Here is a 3,247-nt window from a genome sequence, read left to right as displayed (position 1 = left end):
GATCCATGGGCCGAGTCGGCGCCGCCGGGGACAACGCGGCCATGGAGTCCTTCTACAGCCTGCTGCAGAACAACGTCCTCGATGCCCAGCCCTGGCGGACCCGTGAGGAGCTGCGGCTGCGGATCGTCTCCTGGATTGAGAAGACCTATCACCGAAGGAGGAAACAGAAGGCTCTGGGGAAGTTGACCCCGATCGCCTACGAGGAGAAACTGCTCACGCAGGCGCTGACATTAGCGGCCTGACCAGGAAACCCAACCTGTCACTCATTCCTGCATCAGCCCCTATCCTCAAGATCACCCAGCTGCTGCTGGGATCCAATAATCAGGGTCTCTACCAGACCCGGGGCGCTTCACTGCGGCTCCAGGCGGCGTTCCTTGCTGAACCCGGGTTCGCGGAACCCGTCGCCCTGATCAGTCTCGAAATACAGGGTGGACACGTCGAACAAAACAAGGGCGTGGGGCCCCAGATCAGCCCGGGCCGCCAACGCCGCCGATAGCTGGTTGCGGAACTCCTCGGTCGCCTAGACCGGCAGCCGCCGGTTCACCGTAGCGTAGGAGACCGGGTCCATGCCCATCTCCTCGATCACCCGCAGCGAGTCGTACTTCGAGGTCGGCTCCACCAGCCGGGCCAGCACCTGCTGATAGAACACCTCATCCCCACCGGTGGCCTCCTCGAGCCCCAGGCCCCTGTAGATCGCAGTCAGCGCTTCAATCAGCGGGCCCATCCGCAGCCCGGTGATCGTGACTCCAGAGGGCGCAGGACTCCGGGCACCGGTGGATTCATCGAGACCAAGCTCCAGTTCTGGCTGATCGTCACCGGCGATCTTCCGCCAGGCAGCAGACTTCAGCAACGCTACCTCTGGTTCGGAATGAGCTGAGCCCAGGTGCTCGAGAATCTCGCGGCGTCCGTGGCGCTTTTCAACGATCTGAACCGCTACAGCCCCAGAGCCAGTCTTCACCGTGCGCACATACACACCAGAATCCTAGGCTTAGTGCCCCACCTCGGACTACAGAACCCCGGAATCACGGGGAAGAACACCCCTCAGCCACCCCTATTTCCGAGCCATGAGCCAAGTCAGGTATAACTGCGCGGGTCGCCATTACTTCCACCACGGTTTCCCTGCCCTGTGTTCGGTCAGCGGGCTTCGACGGTGCCCATCATGCCCTGGTCTTCGTGGTCGAGGATGTGGCAGTGGTAGACGGTACGCCCAGGGAAGTCGTCAAAGGCGATGAGGACCTGCACTTCCCCGAAAGCCGGGACGTTCACAACGTCCTGCCATCTCGGTTCGGACAGGTCGCGGTCCCCGTCTTCTACGATCTGCATGGGCCAGACGTGCAAGTGGATCGGGTGGTCCATGGGGCTTGAGTTTGTCAGGGTCCATTGCTCCACGGTCGCAGTCGCCACCGAGATGTCTGTCCTGTCGGGATCGAACTCCTGACCGTTGATGGTGAACGTCATCATGGTGGTGGCCTCGTCACCCCCTTCACCGCCCATCATCGTCCGGTCGCCTCCCATGCCACCGGCCATGCCCATGGCGAAGTCCAGGGTGTGACGGGCCGTGATCGGTTCCTCGCGCAGATCGCGCAGAGCCGGTCCCTCCGGCACTGGTGCGGGCGTTTGGACAGGGTCCCCGGACACCTCGAGGGTGAGCAGTCTGATCGGTTCGTCGTTGCCGGGCTCGTTGTCGCCCCTCATGGTCCCGCCCATCATGCCCTCGCCCATCATGGCGTCCATGCCGCCGCGGTTCACCGGTGCGGCGACCAGGGCTGAAGAGCCCTCGGCGGTGTCCACGAGGAGTTCGATGCGGTTGCCGGGGGCGATGACCGCCTCGGTGATCTCCTCGGGGACCGGCAGGCGCCCGAGGTCGCGGCTGAGCAGCCGGACCTGCTGGCCGTCCAACTGCAGCCGGAGGTACCGGGAGGGGCAGGCGTTGACAATCCGCCACCGCTCCCGCTCCCCCGGCGCGGCGGTGACCTGCGGGCGGACCTGGCCGTTGACCAGTACGACCTCGCCTTCCCGGCCCATCATCTGCTGCATCCGGTCGGCCTCGGCCAGGTTGCCGGAGGCGTCCAGGGTCAGGTCCGAGACCACCATGACCCGCTCCCGGGTGACCGGGACCGGCTCGGGGTCCTCCACGATGATGGCCCCGTAGAGCCCGGCAGCGACCTGGTCGGCCACATGACCGTGGCGGTGCGGATGATACCAATAGGTACCCGGCGGATGATCGGCCGGCAAGACGAACTCGTAGTCGAAGGACTCGCCCGGGGCGATGCTCACGAACGGATTGTCGCCGTTGCCCTCCGGGGAGACGTGCAACCCGTGCACGTGTAGGTTCGTCCAGACCCGAAGCTGGTTATGCATCGCCACCCGAATCGTGTCCCCCGGCGCCACGTGCAAAGTCGGTCCGGGCAGGGAACCGTTGAAGGCCTGCACGGAGGCCTCCCGGCCACCGACTTCGATCCGTGTCGGGGCGGCGATCAGGTCCAGTTCCAGCACACCGTCGCGGCTGACCAACACCTCCGGGTCGATTAGGTCTGCACCGCCGGTGTCGCCGGTACCACTGGTGGTGGTCCACCACAGCCCGGCACCGCCCACGACGGTGGCCCCTGCCCCGGCTGCGCCCAGGGCCAGCAGTTGGCGGCGGGTCAACGAGCTCACCGACCGTCCCCTTCCAGGTTCCGAAGCCGTTCCTGGTACTCCTCGATGTCAATCTCGCCGCGGGCGTAGCGCTCATCAAGGATAATTCTTCCCCGGCCAGGGTCTGCGCCCATCTCACGGGTGGTGTTGGATCCGCCGGTGAAGGCCTTCACGAGGACCACCCCCAGCACGATCACTCCGAGGAGCACTAGCAGCCCAAAAATCCACGTCTGTACCATACCGCCCGTACCGTCCCAGTTCATCATGGGCATGCTCCTCTTCTCGCGTTCCCGAATTTTATTTTGAAGTGCAACACTGACCGGTTGGGCCTACCCTGAAGTAGTGGACATCTGAGATAGGTAGCAGCCTCCGCTGTTGCCGGAGAGGTGTCACGATGGAAACCATGAATAGGAAGCGTCGGAGCTTCACTCCGGAGTTCAAGAAGGAAGCGGCCCGGCTGGTGATCGATACCGGGCGCACGATCAAGGCTGTGGCCGATGAGATCGGGGTCAAACCTCAGACCCTGGGCCGGTGGGTCGAGGCCGAGCGACAGGCCACCCAGCCTGCTAAGCGCCGCACCGTCGAGGAGCTGGAGGCAGAGAACGCCCGG

General features: G+C 64.6%; 5 protein-coding genes. 2 read left to right on the top strand and 3 right to left on the bottom strand.

Going from position 1 to position 3,247, the window contains the following annotated elements:
* The coding region (locus Q1K09_RS12920; protein WP_300345890.1) for an integrase core domain-containing protein at positions 1–242 on the top strand (242 nt) is incomplete at its 5' end.
* A gap of 278 nt (positions 243–520) precedes the next feature.
* Here Q1K09_RS12920 and Q1K09_RS12915 read toward each other — a convergent pair.
* From Q1K09_RS12915 to Q1K09_RS12905, 3 genes are all read right to left on the bottom strand, one after another.
* Entirely contained in the window at positions 521–850 is a 330-nt protein-coding gene (locus tag Q1K09_RS12915) for a hypothetical protein (protein ID WP_300345889.1), read from the bottom strand.
* Positions 851–1,134: 284 nt separating this feature from the next.
* On the bottom strand, positions 1,135–2,658 hold the full coding sequence (locus tag Q1K09_RS12910) for a multicopper oxidase family protein (protein ID WP_300345888.1): 1,524 nt from the start codon (positions 2,656–2,658) through the stop codon (positions 1,135–1,137).
* Positions 2,655–2,903: an SHOCT domain-containing protein gene (locus Q1K09_RS12905; protein WP_300345887.1), complete on the bottom strand. Its 249-nt coding sequence runs from the start codon at positions 2,901–2,903 to the stop codon at positions 2,655–2,657. Before Q1K09_RS12905 ends, Q1K09_RS12910 begins: the two co-directional genes overlap by 4 nt.
* A gap of 128 nt (positions 2,904–3,031) precedes the next feature.
* Here Q1K09_RS12905 and Q1K09_RS12900 point away from each other — a divergent pair.
* On the top strand, positions 3,032–3,247 hold a 216-nt coding region (locus Q1K09_RS12900), incomplete at its 3' end, for a transposase (RefSeq protein WP_300345886.1).

The sequence above is a fragment of the Nesterenkonia sp. genome (genome assembly GCF_029265375.1).
GTDB lineage: Bacteria > Actinomycetota > Actinomycetes > Actinomycetales > Micrococcaceae > Nesterenkonia.
The sequence above is the reverse complement of the archived record's forward strand: the minus strand, read 5'-3'. Positions and strand labels throughout refer to the sequence as shown.